At 61.4% G+C, this 15,727-nt stretch carries 15 protein-coding genes and 2 tRNA genes; 1 reads left to right on the forward strand and 16 read right to left on the reverse strand.

The window, feature by feature from the left end:
* Positions 1-4: 4 nt before the first annotated feature.
* The 15 genes from ACSSVQ_RS02760 to ACSSVQ_RS02830 all read right to left on the reverse strand — a co-directional run bounded on the left by ACSSVQ_RS02760 (position 5) and on the right by ACSSVQ_RS02830 (position 13,700).
* Positions 5-1,549: an NADH-quinone oxidoreductase subunit M gene (locus ACSSVQ_RS02760; protein ID WP_293329043.1), complete on the reverse strand. Its 1,545-nt coding sequence runs from the start codon at positions 1,547-1,549 to the stop codon at positions 5-7.
* Entirely contained in the window at positions 1,549-3,486 is a 1,938-nt protein-coding gene (nuoL, locus tag ACSSVQ_RS02765) for an NADH-quinone oxidoreductase subunit L (RefSeq protein ID WP_454180740.1), read from the reverse strand. Before nuoL ends, ACSSVQ_RS02760 begins: the two co-directional genes overlap by 1 nt.
* A gap of 7 nt (positions 3,487-3,493) precedes the next feature.
* On the reverse strand, positions 3,494-3,802 hold the full coding sequence (gene nuoK / locus ACSSVQ_RS02770) for an NADH-quinone oxidoreductase subunit NuoK (RefSeq protein WP_293328433.1): 309 nt from the start codon (positions 3,800-3,802) through the stop codon (positions 3,494-3,496).
* 43 nt (positions 3,803-3,845) lie between these two features.
* A complete protein-coding gene (locus tag ACSSVQ_RS02775) occupies positions 3,846-4,460 on the reverse strand; it encodes an NADH-quinone oxidoreductase subunit J (protein ID WP_293328434.1) in 615 nt (204 codons plus the stop codon).
* Positions 4,461-4,537: 77 nt separating this feature from the next.
* The gene (gene nuoI, locus ACSSVQ_RS02780) at positions 4,538-5,029 is read right to left on the reverse strand and encodes an NADH-quinone oxidoreductase subunit NuoI (protein WP_293328435.1); all 492 of its coding nucleotides are present in this window, start codon (positions 5,027-5,029) and stop codon (positions 4,538-4,540) included.
* 40 nt (positions 5,030-5,069) lie between these two features.
* Positions 5,070-6,098, reverse strand: coding sequence for an NADH-quinone oxidoreductase subunit NuoH (gene nuoH, locus ACSSVQ_RS02785; RefSeq protein ID WP_293328436.1), 1,029 nt, complete (start codon positions 6,096-6,098; stop codon positions 5,070-5,072).
* Between the two features lie 17 nt (positions 6,099-6,115).
* Positions 6,116-8,197 carry an NADH-quinone oxidoreductase subunit NuoG gene (nuoG, locus tag ACSSVQ_RS02790; protein ID WP_454180741.1) on the reverse strand — a complete coding sequence of 694 codons (2,082 nt, stop codon included), beginning with the start codon at positions 8,195-8,197 and terminating at the stop codon, positions 6,116-6,118.
* 4 nt (positions 8,198-8,201) lie between these two features.
* Positions 8,202-9,494 (reverse strand): NADH-quinone oxidoreductase subunit NuoF, encoded by a 1,293-nt coding sequence (gene nuoF / locus ACSSVQ_RS02795; protein ID WP_454180742.1) that lies wholly within the window; start codon positions 9,492-9,494, stop codon positions 8,202-8,204.
* A complete protein-coding gene (gene nuoE, locus ACSSVQ_RS02800; protein ID WP_293328439.1) occupies positions 9,494-10,114 on the reverse strand; it encodes an NADH-quinone oxidoreductase subunit NuoE in 621 nt (206 codons plus the stop codon). Before nuoE ends, nuoF begins: the two co-directional genes overlap by 1 nt.
* Positions 10,111-11,289 (reverse strand): NADH-quinone oxidoreductase subunit D, encoded by a 1,179-nt coding sequence (locus tag ACSSVQ_RS02805; RefSeq protein ID WP_454180743.1) that lies wholly within the window; start codon positions 11,287-11,289, stop codon positions 10,111-10,113. Before ACSSVQ_RS02805 ends, nuoE begins: the two co-directional genes overlap by 4 nt.
* 1 nt (position 11,290) lies before the next feature.
* Complete coding sequence (locus ACSSVQ_RS02810; RefSeq protein ID WP_293328441.1) at positions 11,291-11,893, reverse strand: NADH-quinone oxidoreductase subunit C; 603 nt, start codon at positions 11,891-11,893, stop codon at positions 11,291-11,293.
* A gap of 63 nt (positions 11,894-11,956) precedes the next feature.
* A complete protein-coding gene (locus ACSSVQ_RS02815; RefSeq protein WP_293328442.1) occupies positions 11,957-12,535 on the reverse strand; it encodes a NuoB/complex I 20 kDa subunit family protein in 579 nt (192 codons plus the stop codon).
* A complete protein-coding gene (locus tag ACSSVQ_RS02820) occupies positions 12,532-12,897 on the reverse strand; it encodes an NADH-quinone oxidoreductase subunit A (RefSeq protein WP_167095151.1) in 366 nt (121 codons plus the stop codon). The genes ACSSVQ_RS02815 and ACSSVQ_RS02820 overlap by 4 nt, the downstream gene beginning before the upstream one ends.
* 290 nt (positions 12,898-13,187) lie before the next feature.
* A tRNA-Asp gene (locus ACSSVQ_RS02825) sits at positions 13,188-13,264 on the reverse strand.
* Positions 13,265-13,624: 360 nt separating this feature from the next.
* A tRNA-Val gene (locus ACSSVQ_RS02830) sits at positions 13,625-13,700 on the reverse strand.
* A 171-nt stretch (positions 13,701-13,871) separates the two neighbouring features.
* Here ACSSVQ_RS02830 and ACSSVQ_RS02835 point away from each other — a divergent pair.
* Entirely contained in the window at positions 13,872-15,263 is a 1,392-nt protein-coding gene (locus ACSSVQ_RS02835) for an MFS transporter (protein WP_454180744.1), read from the forward strand.
* 75 nt (positions 15,264-15,338) lie between these two features.
* Here the strand turns inward: ACSSVQ_RS02835 and ACSSVQ_RS02840 are convergent, their stop codons facing one another.
* Positions 15,339-15,614, reverse strand: a complete 276-nt coding sequence (locus ACSSVQ_RS02840; protein WP_293328444.1) for an HU family DNA-binding protein — start codon at positions 15,612-15,614, stop codon at positions 15,339-15,341.
* Between the last annotated feature and the right edge of the window lie 113 nt (positions 15,615-15,727).

The raw sequence follows: 15,727 nt of genomic DNA on the forward strand, positions 1-15,727 counted from the left end.
TGCTCTACTGAATGCCGATGAGGCTGGCGAGATGCGTCAGCATTCCGCTCCCCATCGCGGTCTGATGGGCCTCGACGGCCGCGTGGTAATTGGCAACCAGGTGCTCAACCGACACGGCCGTGATGTCGAAGATCGGCGTCGGATAGATGCCGAAGAAAAGGGTCGTCGCGATAAGCGGCGCCAGCGTCAGCGCCTCACGCATGTTGAGATCCTTCATGCTTTTCAGCACATCGCGCTGGATCTCACCGAAGACGACGCGGCGATAGAGATAGAGCGCATACCCCGCCGACAGGATGACGCCCGTGGCGGCCAGCGCCGCGACCCAGGTGTTCACCATGAAGGTGCCCATGAGCGTCAGGAACTCGCCGACGAAACCGGAAGTGCCCGGCAGGCCGACATTCGCCATGGTGAAGATGAGGAAGGCGACGGCATAGAGCGGCATGCGGTTCACAAGGCCGCCATAGGCGGAAATCTCGCGGGTGTGCAGCCGGTCGTAAATGACGCCCACGCACAGGAAGAGCGCGCCCGACACCCAGCCATGGCTGAGCATCTGGAAGATGGAGCCCTGAACGCCCTGCTGGTTCGCGGCGAAAATACCCATGGTCACGAATCCCATATGGGCAACGGAGGAATAGGCAATGAGCTTTTTCATATCCTCCTGCACCAGCGCGACGAGCGAGGTGTAAACGATCGCAATCACGCTCAAGGCGAAGACGAACGGCGCGAAATCGGCGGAGGCCAGCGGGAACATGGGCAGCGAGAAACGCAGGAAGCCATAGCCGCCCATCTTCAGCAGGATACCGGCCAGGATGACCGACCCCGCCGTGGGCGCTTCCACATGCGCGTCGGGCAGCCAGGTGTGGACCGGCCACATCGGCATCTTCACCGCGAAGGAGGCGAAGAAGGCCAGCCAGAGCCAGGTCTGCATGCCTGCCGGGAACTCGTGGGTCAGCAGGACCGTGATGTCGGTCGTGCCCGCATCCCAATACATCGCCATGATGGCCAGCAGCATGAGCAGCGAGCCGAGCAGCGTGTAGAGGAAGAACTTGAAGCTCGCATAGATGCGGCGCGGACCGCCCCAGACGCCGATGATGAGATACATCGGGATGAGACCGCCTTCGAAGAAGATGTAGAACTGAACGAGATCCAGCGAGCAGAAGACGCCGATCATCAGCGTTTCCAGCACGAGGAAGGCGATCATGTATTCCTTCACGCGGGTCTGGATCGCGTCCCAGCTTGCCAGAATACAGGCAGGCATAAGGAAGGTCGTCAGGATGACGAACAGCATCGAAATGCCGTCGACCCCGACGTGATAGTTGATCGAACCGCCCAGCCACTCGGTTTCCTGCACGAACTGGAAGTCGGCCGTGGTCGGATCGAACTTCCACCAGATGTAAAGCGACAGGATGAAGGTGAAGCCCGTCGTCCACAGCGCGACGTATCGCACGTTCCGCGCAACCGTTGCCTCGTCGCCCCGAACGAAGGCGATCAGCAAAGCGCCTGCGAGCGGCAGGAATGTGATGAGCGAGAGAATGCTTCCGTCGGTCATCAGTGCGCGCCCCCGAACATGAAATAGGTCGCCAGCGCCGCCACACCGAGCAGCATCGCGAAGGCATAGTGATAGAGATAACCGCTCTGCAGGCGGACGACGCCGCGCGTCACGTCAAGCACGCGCGCGGATACGCCATCCGGCCCGAGGCCGTCGATGATCCGGCCGTCGCCCTGCTTCCACAGGAGGCGACCGATCCAGAAGGCCGGGCGGACGAAGAGGAAGTCGTAGATCTCGTCGAAATACCACTTGTTGAGCAGGAACTTGTAGAGCGGCTCCTGCTCGCGGGCGAGCTGCTTGGGCAGCTCGGGCTTGACGAGATAGAAGAGCACCGCGACCGCGAGGCCGATCAGCATCATCAGGGTCGGCATCCCGGCCGCCCAGGCCGGCACGTCGTGATGCATGGCATGAAGGACATGGTTGTCCGCGCCATGGAAGATGGAGCTGAGCCAGAAGGCGCTGTGCGCATCGCCGATAAAGAGCTTCTCGAAGGCAAGACCTGCGAAGATGGCACCGACCGCCAGCACGACCAGCGGGAGCATCATCACCATGGGCGATTCATGCACATGGGAAAGCGTCTCGTTGGAGGCACGGGTCTGACCGTGGAAGGTCATGAAGATCAGGCGCCAGGAATAGAAAGAGGTGAAGAGCGCCGCCACGACCAGCATCACATAGGCAAACATGTGAGCCGGGTTGGCATCGGCCACGAAGGTTGCCTCGATGATGGCGTCCTTGGAGAAGTAGCCCGCGGTGCCCGGCACGCCGGTGAGCGCCAGCGTGCCGATGATCATCATCAGCCAGGTCGCCGGGATCATGCGGAACAGGCCGCCCATCTTGCGCATGTCCTGCTCGTCGCTCATGGCATGGATGACCGAGCCGGAGCCGAGGAACAGGAGCGCCTTGAAGAAGGCATGCGTGAAGAGGTGGAACATGGCCGGCTCATAGGCGCCAACGCCAAGGCCAGCAAACATGTAGCCGAGCTGCGAACAGGTCGAATAGGCGATGACGCGCTTGATGTCGTTCTGCACGAGACCGACGGTTGCCGCGAAGAACGCCGTGATCGCCCCGATGACCGTGACCACCGTCAGCGCGAAAGGCGAGAACTCGAAGACCGGGGACATGCGCGCGACGAGGAAGACGCCCGCCGTCACCATGGTCGCGGCGTGGATGAGCGCCGAAACAGGCGTCGGGCCTTCCATCGCGTCCGGCAACCAGGTGTGGAGAAGGAACTGCGCCGACTTGCCCATGGCGCCCATGAAGAGCAGCAGGCAGGCCGTGGTGACGATCGGCACGTCATAGCCGAGGAAAAGGAATGTCTTGTCCTGCAGGTCCGGGATTGCCTTGAAGACGGTGTCGAAATCCACCGAGCCGATGGTGAAGAACAGCGTCGCAATGCCGAGGATGAGGCCGAAGTCGCCGATACGGTTGACAACGAAGGCCTTGATCGCGGCGGCGTTGGCGCTCGGCTTCTTGTACCAGAAGCCGATCAGCAGATAGGAGGCAAGCCCCACGCCTTCCCAGCCGAAGAAGAGCTGCACGAAATTATCCGCCGTCACCAGCATGAGCATGGCGAAGGTGAAGAGCGACAGATAGGCGAAGAAGCGCGGCTGCTGCGGGTCGTGGCTCATATAACCGATCGAATAGATGTGCACGAGCGCGGAGACCCAGGTCACCACGACGAGCATCACCGCCGTCAGCGTATCGATGCGCAGGCGCCAATCCGCCTCAAAGGCGCCGGAATTGATCCAGGTGAGAACCTGCAGGCGATAGGTCTCGCCCTGAAGCCCGACATCGACGAAGGCGAAGGCGGCCAGGATCGCGGCAATCACGATCGGCACGCAGGTGACGATCTGCGCGCCGCGCGGACCGAGCCAGCGACCGAAAATCCCGGCGGTCAGGAAGCCCAGAAGCGGCAGGAAGACGATGGCTGAGAACATTGCTTCCTTACCCCTTCATCGAATTGATGTCTTCAACCGCGATGGAACCGCGGTTGCGATAGAACACAACGAGGATCGCCAGACCGATGGCGGCCTCGGCGGCGGCGACCGTCAGAACGAAAAGCGCAAAGACCTGACCGACCATATCGCCCAGAAATGTGGAGAAGGCCACGAGGTTGATATTGACGGCGAGCAGCATCAGCTCGATCGACATGAGGATGATGATGACGTTCTTCCGGTTCAGGAAGATGCCGAAAATCCCCAGCGTAAAGAGGATCGCCGCAACGGTCAGATAATGTCCGAGGCCGATAGCCATGTATTTCTCCTCGGCGCCATGAAGATGCGCCGCTTGTAACCCGTCAGAGCCCCTGTCCGGGATCGACTTTCTTGTTTTCGATCGCCTGATCGCGACGACGCGACACCTGGCGAGCAATGTTCTGGCGCTTGGCCTTGGTGTTCTCGCGGTGGGTCAGCACGATGGCGCCGACCATTGCCACGAGAAGAACCAGACCGGCCGCCTGGAAGAGATAGACGTAGTTGGTGTAGAGGAGCTGTCCGAGCGCGCGCGTATTGTCGATCTGAGCGACGTCGGGGACGGGATGCGCTGCGACGCCGGCCGCTTCCGGCGCGAAGGTCCACGCGCCCAGCACCAGGACAAGCTCGACCAGCAGGATAAAGCCGACAAGGCCGCCGATCGGCAGATATTGCAGGAAGCCCTCGCGCATCTCGGCAATGTCGATTTCGAGCATCATCACCACAAAGAGGAAGAGCACGGCGACGGCGCCGACATAGACGACGACCAGCATCAATGCCAGGAACTCCGCCCCCATCAGCACGAAGAGCGCGGCGGCGTTGAAGAAGGCCAGGATCAGGAAGAGCACCGAATGCACGGGGTTGCGCGCGGCGATGACCATAAAGCCCGCCGCGACGGTGATCGCCGCAAAGACGTAAAACGCTATGGCGGTAACAATCATGTCTGCCCCTTGCTCAATCCGGCCGCGTGACGCGCGCCGGCCCTTCCGTTAATTCCCCTGCCCTAATCCGGGCCCGCTCAGCGATACGGCGCATCGAGCGCAATGTTGCGCGCGATCTCGCGTTCCCAGCGGTCGCCATTGGCGAGGAGTTTGTCCTTGTCATACATGAGTTCTTCACGGGTCTCCGTGGCGAACTCGAAATTCGGTCCTTCGACGATGGCATCCACCGGGCAGGCCTCCTGGCAGAGACCGCAATAGATGCATTTCGTCATATCGATATCGTAGCGCGTGGTACGGCGGGTGCCGTCATTGCGGCGCGGGCCGGCCTCGATGGTGATGGCCTGCGCCGGGCAGATCGCCTCGCAAAGCTTGCAGGCAATGCAGCGCTCTTCGCCGTTCGGATAGCGGCGCAGCGCATGTTCGCCACGGAAGCGCGGCGACAGCGCGCCCTTTTCGAACGGATAGTTCAGCGTCGCCTTGGGCTTGAAGAAATAACGCATGGCAAGAAAGAAGCTCGAAACGAACTCCTGGAGAAAAAGCTGCCGGGCGGATTGCATAAGCGCGGACATGGCTCAGTCCTTTCCCTTGGCGAAGACGGATGCGGCGCGATCAGGCATGCGGCACCCATCCGAAAGAGACCAGCACACCGGCCGTCAGCACGACCCAGAAGAGCGAGATGGGCAGGAACACCTTCCAGCCGAGGCGCATGAGCTGGTCGTAGCGATAGCGCGGCACGAATGCCTTCACCATCGAGAACATGAAGAAGACGAGGAACACCTTGATAAGGAACCAGACGATTCCCGGCACCAGGGTGAACGGCGCGAAGTCGGCCGGGGGCAGCCAGCCACCGAGGAAGAGAATGGTGGTCATGGCGCACATCAGCAGGATCGAGACGTACTCGCCCAGCATGAACATCATGTAGGTGGTGGAGGAATATTCCACCATGAAGCCGGCGACGAGTTCCGATTCCGCTTCGGCAAGGTCGAAGGGCGGACGGTTCGTTTCCGCCAGCGCAGAGATGAAGAAGATCACCAGCATCGGCAAATGCGGCAGCCAGTACCAGGAGAAGAGCCCCCAGGAGCCGCGCTGCGCTTCCACCACCTCGGACAGGTTCAGCGAGCCCGCCGTCATCAGCACCGTCACGAGAACGAAGCCGATGGAGACTTCATAGGACACCATCTGCGCGGCCGAGCGAAGCGCCGACAGGAACGGATATTTAGAGTTCGACGCCCAGCCCGCCATGATGACGCCGTAAACGCCGAGCGAGGAGATGGCGAGGATGTAGAGGATGCCCACATTGATGTTGGAGATGACCCAGCCATCTGCCATCGGGATGACCGCCCAGCCCGACAATGCGAGTACGACGGAAACCAGCGGTGCGAGCAGGAACACGCCCTTGTTCGCGCTGGAAGGAATGACCACTTCCTTGAAGACGAACTTCAACAGATCCGCGAAGGATTGCAGCAGGCCGAAGGCGCCGACGACATTGGGACCGCGGCGAAGCTGCACCGCCGCCCAGATCTTGCGGTCGGCGAGCAGCACATAGGCCGTCACCAGCAACAGCGCGACCAGAAGGGCAAGCGACTGGGCGAGAATGATCGCCAGCGGAATGCCATATGAGACAAGTATATCGGACATACCCCCGGTGCCTTCCCTTAGTCTGCTGCCGCGCTGAGTGATGCGCTCTTCTCGGCGGAGCACAGAGCCATGACACGGCTTGCCCGCGCAATCGGATTGGTCAAATAGAAGTCCTTCACCGCCGTGTCAAAGGCTGCGTCTTCAAACGCGCCCTTTTCGCCGTCCGGCAGTTCGGCCGCGGGGAACACCATGTCGGTATCCGCAAAATGCGGCGCGTCTTCTTCCATGGCGACGCGAAGCGCATCGAGATCGTCGTAAGGCAGCGTCAGACCGAGCACGCCGGAAAGCGCGCGAATGATCGTCCAGTCCTCCCTCGCCTCGCCGGGCGGGAAGGAAGCACGACGTCCGATCTGGACGCGGCCTTCGGTGTTGACCCAGGTCGCCGACTTTTCGGTGTAGGCGGCGCCCGGCAGGATGACGTCGGCGCGGTGTGCGCCCCGGTCGCCATGCGTTCCCTGATAGACGACGAAGGCGGAGCCCAGCCGGTCCATGTCGATCTCGTCGGCGGAGAGAAGCCAGACAAGGCCGATCTCGCCGGAGGACGCGCCGTCCAGAATGCCGTCGATATCGCGACCGCCCTCGCCCGGCAGGAAGCCGAGATCGAGGCCGCCGACACGCGCCGCGGCGGTGTGAAGCACGTTGAAGCCGTTCCAGTCTTCGCGCACAGCCTTGGCGGCCTTGGCAAGCGCCACGGCGGCGGCGTGCACAGCGGCGCCGTCCTTGCGCGCCAGAGCGCTCTGCCCCAGCACGATCATCGGACGTTCCGCCTTGAGGAAGGCTTCGGCAAAGTCGCCCTTGCCGTCCAGCACATCCTGAAGCGTTGCCGGACCGGCGCCGAGATAATCATAGGGATAGGTGAGATCGGCCTGCTCGCCGATCACGCCGACACGGGCACCGTTCTGGCGTTGCGCCTTCAGGATGCGCGCATTGAGCACCGGCGATTCCAGACGCGGGTTGGTGCCGACCAGCAGGATCATGTCCGCGCTGTCGATACCCGCCACGGTGGAGTTGAAAAGATAGTTGGCACGGGAAGACGCATCGATCTTCGCGCCGTCCTGACGGCAATCCATATGCGGGGAGCCGATCTTGCCCAGAAGGTCCTTCAGGGCCTTCATGCTTTCGGCACAGGCCAGATCGCCCGCGATGGCAGCTGCCTGATCGTCCTTCAGCTCACGGAGCTTGACGGCGATGACGTCGAACGCCTCGTCCCAGGTCGCGGCGCGCAGCTTGCCGTTTTCGCGCACATAGGGCGTATCGAGACGCTGCGTCTTCAGGCCGTCCCATACGAAACGGGTCTTGTCGGAAATCCACTCCTCATTCACCTCATCATTGAGGCGCGGGAGAATGCGCATCACTTCCGATCCGCGCGCATCGACGCGGATATTGGAGCCGAGCGCGTCCATCACATCAATGGACTCGGTCTTGACAAGTTCCCACGGGCGCGCGGTGAAGGCGAAGGGACGGAAGGTCAGCGCGCCGACCGGGCAGAGATCGACGACATTCGCCGACATCTCGGAGGTGAGCGCCCGGTCGAGATAGGTCGTGACTTCCATGTCCTCGCCACGGCCGATGGCGCCGAGTTCGCCGGCGCCGGCGACTTCCGTCGTGAAGCGGATGCAGCGCGTGCACTGAATGCAGCGCGTCATCACCGTCTTCACCAGCGGGCCCATATATTTTTCTTCGACCGCGCGCTTGTTTTCATGGAAGCGCGACCCGTCCACGCCATAGGCCATGGACTGGTCCTGCAGGTCGCATTCGCCGCCCTGATCGCAGATCGGGCAGTCGAGCGGATGGTTGATGAGCAGGAACTCCATCACGCCTTCGCGGGCGCGCTTCACCATTTCGGTGTTGGTGAAGAGTTCCGGCGGCTGACCTTCCGGGCCGGGGCGCAGGTCGCGCACATTCTGCGCGCAGGATGCGACGGGCTTGGGCGGTCCGCCCTTCACCTCGATGAGGCACATGCGGCAATTGCCGGCAATCGACAGACGCTCGTGATAGCAGAAGCGCGGAATTTCCTTGCCCGCCGCCTCGCATGCCTGAAGCAGCGTCAGCTCCGGCGCAACATCGATTTCTTCACCGTCGACCTTGATGATGGTCATGCGCTTACTCCGCCGCCACTTGAGCTGTACCGCCGCGCTTGGCCGCGATGCGCTCTTCAATCGTTCCACGGAAATGCCGGATCAGGCCCTGGACAGGCCATGCCGCCGCATCGCCCAGAGCGCAGATGGTGTGGCCTTCGACACGCTTCGTCACATCGAGCAGCATGTCGATTTCCGCAGGCTCCGCTTCGCCTGCCACCAGACGTTCCATCACGCGCCACATCCAGCCCGTGCCTTCGCGGCAGGGCGTGCACTGACCGCAACTCTCGTGCTTGTAGAAATAGGAAAGACGCGCGATCGCCTTGATGATGTCGGTGGACTTGTCCATCACGATCACCGCGGCAGTGCCGAGACCCGACTGAACCGCCTTCAGCGAGTCGAAATCCATCAGCACGTCGTCGCAAACCGTTTTCGGCAGGAGCGGCACGGAAGACCCGCCGGGGATGACCGCCAGCAGATTGTCCCAGCCGCCGCGCACGCCGCCGGCATGCTTTTCGAGCAGCTCGCGAAGCGGGATCCCCATCTCCTCTTCCACATTGCACGGCTTGTTCACATGGCCGGAAATGCAGAAGAGCTTGGTGCCCGCATTGTTCGGTCGGCCCAGCCCGGAAAACCACGACGCGCCGCGCCGCAGAATGGTGGGCGCCACCGCGATCGATTCCACATTGTTCACCGTAGTCGGCGCACCATAGAGACCGACATTGGCCGGGAAAGGCGGCTTGAGGCGGGGCATGCCCTTCTTGCCTTCAAGGCTTTCCAGCAGCGCCGTTTCCTCGCCGCAGATATACGCGCCCGCGCCGTGATGAACATAAAGATCGAAGTCCCAGCCGGAGCCCGCCGCGTTCTTGCCTATGAGGCCCGCCTCATAGGCCTGATCGACGGCGGCCTGAAGCTGCTCGCGCTCACGGATGAATTCGCCGCGCACATAGATGTAACAAGCATGCGCGCCCATGGCGAAGCTGGCGATGAGGCAGCCTTCGATGAGCTTGTGCGGATCGTGACGCATGATGTCGCGATCCTTGCAGGTGCCGGGCTCGGATTCGTCGGCATTGACGACGAGATAATGCGGACGTCCGTCGGATTCCTTGGGCATGAAAGACCATTTCATGCCGGTCGGGAAACCCGCGCCGCCACGGCCGCGCAGACCCGAATTCTTCATCTCGTCGATGATCCAGTCGCGGCCCTTGGCGATGATCGCCGCCGTGCCGTCCCAATCGCCGCGGCGCTTTGCGCCTTCAAGGCCCCAATCGTCGAAGCCATAGAGATTGGTAAAGATACGATCCTTGTCTTCCAGCATCACTCACCCCCCGCCTTGCCGGCGGACATGGAGTCCTTCAGCGTGGTCGGCCCGTCTTCCGGCTCGGAAGAGCGGCGGCCGTTTTGCGGCCCCGGCTTCACATCCTTGCCCGAACGCAGCTCGGAAAGGATCCGCTCGAATTTCTCCGCGTCGAGATCCTCGTAAAAATCGTCATTGATCTGCACCATGGGCGCATTCACGCAGGCACCGAGGCATTCGACCTCAAGCCAGGAGAGCTTGCCGTCTTCGGACACCTCGCCCTCTTCGCCGATATGCTTGCGGCAGACTTCCTTCAAATCGTCCGCGCCGCGCAGCCAGCACGGCGTGGTACCGCAAAGCTGCACGAAATGCTCGCCGACCGGCGACAGGTTGAACATGGTGTAAAAGGTCGCCACTTCGAGCGCCCGGATGTAATCCATGCCCAACAGATCGGCGACATAACGGATCGCCGGTTCCGGCAGCCAGCCATGCTGCTTCTGAGCCTGCCAGAGCAACGAGATGATTGCGGAGGCCTGTTTGCCGTCCGGGTATTTTGCCATCTGGGTTTTGGCCCAGTCGAGATTTTCGGGTGTGAACTCGAAGCTCTCGGGCTGATTGGGGTCCAACCTGCGAACGCTCATCGGTCCACCTCACCAAACACGATATCGAGAGAGCCGAGAATCGCCGACACATCCGCCAGCATGTGGCCCTTGCAGAGATAATCCATCGCCTGAAGATGGGCGTATCCCGGCGCGCGGATCTTGCACTTGTAGGGACGGTTCGTGCCGTCGGCGACGAGGAAGACGCCGAACTCGCCCTTGGGCGCTTCCACCGCGGCATACACTTCGCCGGCGGGCACGTGATAGCCCTCGGTATAAAGCTTGAAGTGATGGATGAGCGCTTCCATGGAGCGCTTCATATCCTTGCGCGACGGAGCCGTCACCTTGTGGTCGGTATTGTGTACCGGACCGCCCGGCATCATTTCGATGCACTGCTTCATGATCTTAATCGACTGGCGCATCTCTTCCATGCGGATGAGATAACGGTCGTAGCAGTCGCCGTTCTTGCCGACCGGAATGTCGAAGTCGAGTTCGGAATAGACTTCATAGGGCTGAGAGCGGCGCAGATCCCAGGCCATGCCCGAGCCGCGCACCATGACGCCGGAGAAGCCCCAATCCAGCGCATCCTGCTGCGAGACGACACCGATATCGACATTGCGCTGCATGAAGATGCGGTTGCCTGTCAGCAGGCCTTCCAGATCGTCCAGCACCTGAAGGCAGGGATCGCAGAAATTATAGATGTCTTCGAGCAGCTCCGGCGGCAGGTCCTTCGCCACGCCGCCCGTGCGGAAATAGTCGGCATGCATACGGGCGCCGGATGCGCGCTCATAGAAGATCATGAGCTTTTCGCGTTCCTCGAAGCCCCAGAGCGGCGGCGTCAGCGCGCCAACGTCCAGCGCCTGCGTCGTCACGTTCAGCATGTGCGACAGGATACGGCCGATCTCGGAATACAGTACACGGATGAACTGCCCCCGGCGCGGCACCTCGATGTCGAGCAGCTTTTCGATGGCCAGGCAGTAGGCATGCTCCTGGTTCATCGGCGCCACATAGTCGAGGCGGTCGAAATAGGCATTGGCCTGTAGGTAGGTCTTGTATTCGATCAGCTTTTCGGTGCCGCGATGCAGGAGGCCGATATGCGGGTCCACGCGCTCGACGACTTCGCCGTCCAGTTCCAGCACCAGGCGCAACACGCCATGGGCCGCCGGGTGCTGCGGGCCGAAGTTCAGATGAAAATTCTGGAGCTGCTGTTCTGCCATCTTACTTCTCCGCCTTCTCATCGCCCGGGAGCAGATATTCGGCCCCTTCCCACGGGCTCATGAAGTCGAAGCTGCGGAATTCCTGATTGAGCTTGACCGGTTCGTAGACGACGCGCTTCTGGTCGTCGTCATAGCGCACCTCGACATACCCTGTGAGCGGGAAGTCCTTGCGCAGCGGATACCCGTTGAAACCGTAATCCGTCAGGATGCGGCGCAGGTCCGGATGATCGGAGAAGAGAACGCCATACATGTCGAAGACTTCGCGCTCGAACCAGTTGGCCGCCGGGTAGATGGAGATGGCGCTCGGCACGGCCGTATCTTCGTCGGTCTCGAGTTTCACGCGGACGCGCTGGTTCTGATGCATGGAAAGCAGGTGATAGACGACATCGAAGCGCCGCGCGCGCGCGGGATAGTCTACCGCGGTAATATCGATCAGCGTCGCGAAGCGGCAAGCCGGATCGTCGCGCAGAAACTTCAGAACCGACACGATGTGCTGAGCCTGCACATTGATCGTCAGTTCGCCATAGGCCACCTGCATGCCGAGCGCGGCATCCGGCAACGCGCCGACGATATGCTCGCCCAGATCAGTGAGACTTTCGTCCATCGGTCAGATCCCGAACTCGTTAGGCAGTGGCCGCGCGGAGATGCGCAACCGGAATGAGAAAACTCAGCGGTCGATCGTGCCCGTCCGCCGTATCTTCTTTTGAAGAGCAAGAATTCCGTAGAGGAGCGCCTCGGCAGTCGGCGGGCACCCCGGCACATAGACATCGACCGGCACCACGCGGTCGCAGCCTCGTACCACGGAATAGGAATAATGGTAATAGCCGCCGCCGTTGGCGCAGGAACCCATGGAGATGACGTAACGCGGCTCCGGCATCTGGTCGTAAACCTTGCGAAGTGCAGGCGCCATCTTGTTGGTCAGCGTACCGGCGACGATCATCACGTCGGACTGGCGGGGGCTGGCGCGCGGCGCGACGCCGAAACGCTCGACGTCGTAGCGCGGCATGGAGGTCTGCATCATCTCCACCGCGCAGCAGGCCAGGCCGAAGGTCATCCACATCAGCGAGCCGGTGCGCGACCAGTTGATCAGGTCTTCCACCGTGGTGAGGACGAAGCCCTTGTCGGCCAGCTGGTTCGACATCTTCTCCAGGCTGCCGCGATCTTCCGGCCAGGGCGCCTGCCCTTCGACCGCGCTCACCACGCCGGGATTGTTGGCAATTACCTTGTCTGGGTTCTCAGTACTCATTCCCACTCCAGAGCGCCTTTGCGCCATTCATAGACGAAGCCGACGGTCAGGACGCCAAGGAATACGATCATCGACCAGAAGCCGAACAGCCCCACATCGCCGAGCGCGACGGCCCAGGGGAAGAGGAAGGCCACTTCCAGATCGAAGATGATGAAGAGAATGGCGACGAGATAATATTTCACGTCGAACTTCATGCGCGCGTCCTCGAACGCATCGAAGCCGCATTCATAGGCTTTGAGCTTTTCGGGATCGGGATCGCTCGGGGCGATCAGGAACGGCGCGACGAGAAGGGCAAGACCGATGACCAGCGAGATGCCCATGAAAATGATGATGGGCAGATATTCGCTTAAGAGCTCTTGCATCCGAAAGTCCTCTCTGGAAGCCCGGGCTGCTCGCTATGGCAACAGCGCCCCTGCGCCGGGCTTCGATCCGCGGCCCGTGGATTTCGCATAAGCGAGTGAGCCGCCTGATTTGGCGCGCAGTATATCCCTCGCTATTGCAGAATCAAATGCTGACTGCAAGTCGTCGAGAGGAAAAAACCTAGAAAAACCGGGAAGTTGAGGGATGTCCGGACGGACTCTTATTGCGACTCTTTCGCAATTGTTGCATTGCCGCAAAATGCATCTATTTGAGCCGGAAATTTGGCTGAGGATGGCGGGAGTGACGGGACTCGAACCCGCGACCTCTGGCGTGACAGGCCAGCGCTCTAACCAACTGAGCTACACCCCCTCTTGCGACCAGCGCCCTCATCAGGGTGCGCGGTTCGTAAGCCACAGGGGGTGATGTGTCAAGCGCGGGATGACGCAAAAACGACAATCAAATCGACAGGGATGCGAAGCACCGGCGCCTACGAGGTTTTCGCCTGAAATGCGCGTGATTTCCGGATGAAGACTTTGCCTTTCATCGGGCCTCTCACAGGGGCCGGGACTTGCGCTTCGCCCGACCGATTCTCGCCTCGACGCCCCTCCTCCACGCGAACAGAGGAAAGGACGAATACAACGAGGCCGTATGTGTCATGAGGGAAATGCGCGGGCCGCTATCGGGGCTGCCATCCTCGGTGTCGGCCGGGATGTCGGGCGATGCGGAAAATGGTGGGCGGTGACAGGCTCGAACTGCCGACCCTCTCGGTGTAAACGAGATGCTCTACCAACTGAGCTAACCGCCCGCTTGCGCTGCCGTTTCCTATCCGATGGGACAGGTCTTGGCAATGTGCCGATTTCCAATTTCAAACCATCGCACACAAATGCGCGACGACGAGCCTTCTACGATTGCATTCCGCGGCTAAACCCCCATCCTCATTGTCGACGCCGCCCCCACGACGCCCGGACCCTGCGTTTTGACCCGTACCATCGCTCCCTTTCTTGCCCTTCTTAGCGCGACGGCCATCCTGCTTATCGGAAACGGTCTCCTCGGCACGCTGGTGCCCATCCGCGCCGGAATCGACGGTTTCGGCACGCCGACCATCGGCCTCTTCGGCAGTGTCTATTTCGCAGGCTTTCTGGTGGGCTGTGTCGGCACGCCCTATATCGTGCGCCGCGCGGGCCATATCCGGAGTTTCGCGGCGCTGTGCGCGGCAGCATCGGCCGCGCCGCTCATCCATGCGCTTTTCAGCGACGCGTGGTCCTGGTCGGCCATGCGTGGCCTGACCGGCTTCTGCTTTGCCGGGCTCTATATGGTGATCGAAAGCTGGCTCAACGAGCAGGCCACAAACGAAACGCGGGGACGCCTGTTTGCCACCTATCTGGTGGTGAACCTTCTTTCCGTCACCGCGGGACAGCTTCTGCTCAACCTGTCGGACCCGGCGGCCTTCGGCCTGTTCGCGCTGTGCTCGATTCTCACCTCGGTGGCGCTCGTTCCCGTGGCACTGACGACTTCGGTACAGCCTGCGCCTATCCAGACCGTCTCGATCAATCTGAGGCGCCTTTATGCGCTCTCTCCGGTGGGGTTGATGGGGTCTTTCGTGATCGGCCTGACCAATGGTCCCTTCTGGACGCTGGCGCCGCTCTTCGCGGCTGATTCGGGCCTCAACACACGCGACATTTCCTTTTTCATGACGGCGGCCATCGTGGGCGGGGCGCTCGCTCAGTTTCCCATCGGCCGCTATTCGGACCGGCTGGACCGGCGCATCATCATTCTGCTGCTTTGCATCGGCGCGGTTCTGGGCGACATCGCCCTCTTCTATGCCGGCGGGATCGGCTCCATGGAAGCGCTGCTGGGCTCGGGATTCGCGTTCGGCGTCTTCAGCCTCACGCTCTATTCGGTGGTCGTCGCCCATATGAACGACCATGCGCAGGGGGAAAGTTTCGTCTCCGTTTCGAGTGGCCTGCTGCTGGTCTATGCCGCGGGCGCCATTATCGGACCGTCGGCGGCCTCGCTGGTCGCACAGCGTTTCGGCATGGCGGCCATCTTCCTGTTCATCGCCGCCATTCACATTGTCTATGCGCTTTTCACGCTGGCTCGGATCCGCTCGCGGCCTGCGCTGACGGAAGAGCAGCGGGGCGAGTTCGTGGCCGTTCCCTTCCCCCAGACCCAGGTGGCAGCACCCGAACTGGACCCGCGCTCGGAGGAAGACGCCTCATACGCCGCCGAAGGAGACGCATCGGAAGGCGCCAGCGTCCAGCAGGGCGTGGCGGAGCTTTCGGAGGATTTCGAAATGGAGAACGCGTCCGACGCGTCGGCGATGGCCTCAGACGACGAAACTGGGCCCTCACCGGAAAAGCCGTCCTGACACCCTCTTCAAACACATAGACCGGCACGCCCCTTTCGGGGCGGCCGGTCCAATGCGTCCGCAAGCGTCTGTAGATCAGGCGTTGACGGCGTCTTTCAGACCTTTGCCCGCCTTGAATTTCGGCTGCTTCGATGCCGGAATCTGGATGGCTTCACCCGTGCGCGGATTGCGGCCTTCCGTGGCTGCGCGGTGCGAAACGTTGAACGTTCCGAAGCCAACGAGGCGGACTTCCTCTTCCTTCTTCAAGGATTCGGTGATGATGTCGAAAACGTAGTCGACAGCCTTGGTCGCATCAGCCTTGGACAGGCCGCTGCGGTCCGCCACTTCTGCAATGAGATCGTTCTTGTTCACTTTTGGCCCCTCTGGATGAGCGAGGGAATCGCGATTCCCTTCAGGAGTTCAGAGTCTACCCGCCCGGTCGGAAGGCGGTCAAAACAAAAAACGTAGGAATTCTGCGGAAAATT

This window comes from Parvibaculum sp. MBR-TMA-1.3b-4.2 (genome assembly GCF_053628815.1).